The following is a 2,252-nucleotide window of genomic DNA, read 5'->3' as shown; positions in this document are numbered from 1 at the left end:
GGTCACTGCAGGAAATTCTTCCGGGATCAATGACGGTGCCGCTGCTGTCATTCTGATGACGGGAGATGAAGTCACTCGTCGCAACATCACGCCTCTGGGGCGCATTGTCTCTTGGGGTCATGCGGGCGTTCCGGCAGAAATCATGGGCATCGGCCCAGTAAAGGCGGTTCCTGTCGCCTTGGCCCGCGCAGGCCTGAGAATCTCGGATCTGGATGTCATCGAATCCAACGAGGCGTTTGCGGTTCAAGCATTGGCTGTTTGTGACGGCCTTGATTTGCCGATGGAGAAGGTTAATCCCAATGGTGGCGCTGTTGCTTTGGGGCACCCGTTGGGTGCAACCGGTACGATTCTCACAATTAAAGCGCTTTACGAACTGAAGCGGATCGGTGGACGATATGGCCTGGTCACCATGTGCATCGGCGGTGGGCAGGGAATTGCCCTCGTTGTCGAACGCACGGCTTGAGTGGAGAGCAACATGGGTACATCCATTAAAAAGGCGGTCGTGATTGGCGCCGGATCCATGGGGTCCGGTATCGCGGCCCATCTTGCCAACGCCGGCATGAATGTAGTTCTGATGGACATCGTTCCAAAAGAAGGAGGGCGTAGTTCGGTCGCCGAGAATGCTATCCAACGGCAACTGGCAACCGGCGGGTTCATGCTTCCAGCCTATGCCAGCCTGGTTCGCGCAGCGAATATTGAAGATGATTTCGCCGATGTCGCTGATGCAGATTGGATCGTTGAGGCGGTTATTGAAGACATGGCGGTCAAATCGAACTTGTACAAATCAATCGAGGCGGTTCGCAAAGACGACTCTATCGTCTCGTCCAACACGTCGACTATCCCGCTTTCGCATTTGACGGAAGGTTTGGGCAAGAGGTTCGCCGGCGATTTCCTCATTACGCACTTCTTCAATCCACCTCGCTACATGCGTCTTCTGGAATTGGTATCCGGGCCGGAAACACATCGCAGCACCGTCATGCGCACGCGGCGGATCTGCGATGAAGTTCTTGGAAAGACCGTCATCGACTGCCGGGACAAGCCAGGATTCATTGCCAATCGCATTGGCAATTATTGGATGTCCGTTGCAACTCTCGAGGCAATCAAGCATGGTTTGACCGTAGAAGAAGCCGATGCAGTCATGTCGCGCGGATTCGGCGTCCCGAAAACTGGCATCTTTGGTTTGTTTGATCTGGTCGGAATCAATTTGGTGCCTCTCGTGTGGCGCAGTCTTCTTGATATTTTGCCTAAGGACGACGACCACCATCATTTTGATCTGACAAAAAACAGCTTTATCGGAACGATGCTGGAAAAGGGATTGATCGGACGAAAAGGCAAAGGTGGTTTTTATCGTCAGACCGGCAAAGGCAAAGACCGTATACGCGAAACCATCGATTTGAATTCTGGCGAATATCGCCTTGAGCAATCTCCAACACTTGACGCTCTCGATACTGCCGGAAAAAATCTGCGAAAACTGTGTGAACATGACAGCGCCGCCGGCAGATATACCTGGAGCGTGTTGAAGCACCTTGTGTGTTATTCGAGCGAAGTGGCGCCCAGTGTCGCCGACGATGTGATTTCAGTCGATACAGCGATGCAGCGGGGATATAACTGGAGCGAAGGCCCGTTCCAGCTGGCCGATCGCTATTTGCGGGACCACGGCATCCGTCCTCACCAGCGGCTCGAGATCAATGGCCTGATGTCAATTGCGGTGATGGTTGACCATGGACTCGGCGTGTCGCTGCTGCCCGACTGGTCGGCGCTGTGGTCAGGCGGCCTGTCGATCGCGCGGGTGCCGCTACCGCGCCACGCACCGGTGCGCCGGATCGGCTTCATCTGGGGCGTGCAACGTCCTCATGCGCACCTTGCCGGCCTGTTTTTGCAACACGCCGAAGCGGTGTTCCGGAAACAGGCCGGCAAGAGCAACAGCAAACGCAAGCCGCGCAAATAGCGGTCGGCATCGAAATCGGTCGCGGCCAAAACAAACAAGCCCGCTTGCGCAGGCTTGTTTTCGTACGTGACATCTTTTGAACGATCAGGCGCTGCGGCGTTCATCCCTGAGTTGCAAGGCCGGGTTGACCACCTTGGCGTCGCCGCCGAGCGGGCGCAGCGGCACGATGCGGGCGGAGCCGGACAGCGCCGGATCTTCCAGGCTGAACACGCCGACTGCCTGGTTGAGCCTGCCGGCCTGGTCCTGCAAGGTGCCGACCGCAGCGCTGGCTTGTTCCACCAGGGCGGCGTTTTGCTGCGTGACC

1 protein-coding gene and 2 pseudogenes are annotated in these 2,252 nt (G+C 56.6%); 2 read left to right on the top strand and 1 reads right to left on the bottom strand.

All coding sequences use genetic code 11. The features are described from left to right. Positions 1–463 (top strand): annotated as a pseudogene (locus HLUSI_RS0103820) (acetyl-CoA C-acyltransferase); the annotation flags it as partial. A 12-nt stretch (positions 464–475) separates the two neighbouring features. After that, positions 476–1,948: a 3-hydroxyacyl-CoA dehydrogenase NAD-binding domain-containing protein gene (locus HLUSI_RS26840; RefSeq protein WP_083830834.1), complete on the top strand. Its 1,473-nt coding sequence runs from the start codon at positions 476–478 to the stop codon at positions 1,946–1,948. 84 nt (positions 1,949–2,032) lie between these two features. Here the strand turns inward: HLUSI_RS26840 and HLUSI_RS26835 are convergent. After that, a pseudogene (locus HLUSI_RS26835) lies at positions 2,033–2,252 on the bottom strand (methyl-accepting chemotaxis protein); the annotation flags it as partial.

Source organism: Herbaspirillum lusitanum P6-12 (assembly GCF_000256565.1).
Classification (GTDB): domain Bacteria; phylum Pseudomonadota; class Gammaproteobacteria; order Burkholderiales; family Burkholderiaceae_D; genus Herbaspirillum; species Herbaspirillum lusitanum.
Note: the sequence above shows the minus strand (reverse complement) of the source record. Positions and strands in the feature narration are given on the sequence as shown.

Excerpts from the sequence above, each read along its gene's own strand:
- HLUSI_RS26840 (WP_083830834.1), top strand. The coding sequence starts at position 476 with ATGGGTACATCCATTAAAAAGGCGGTCGTGATTGGCGCCGGATCCATG.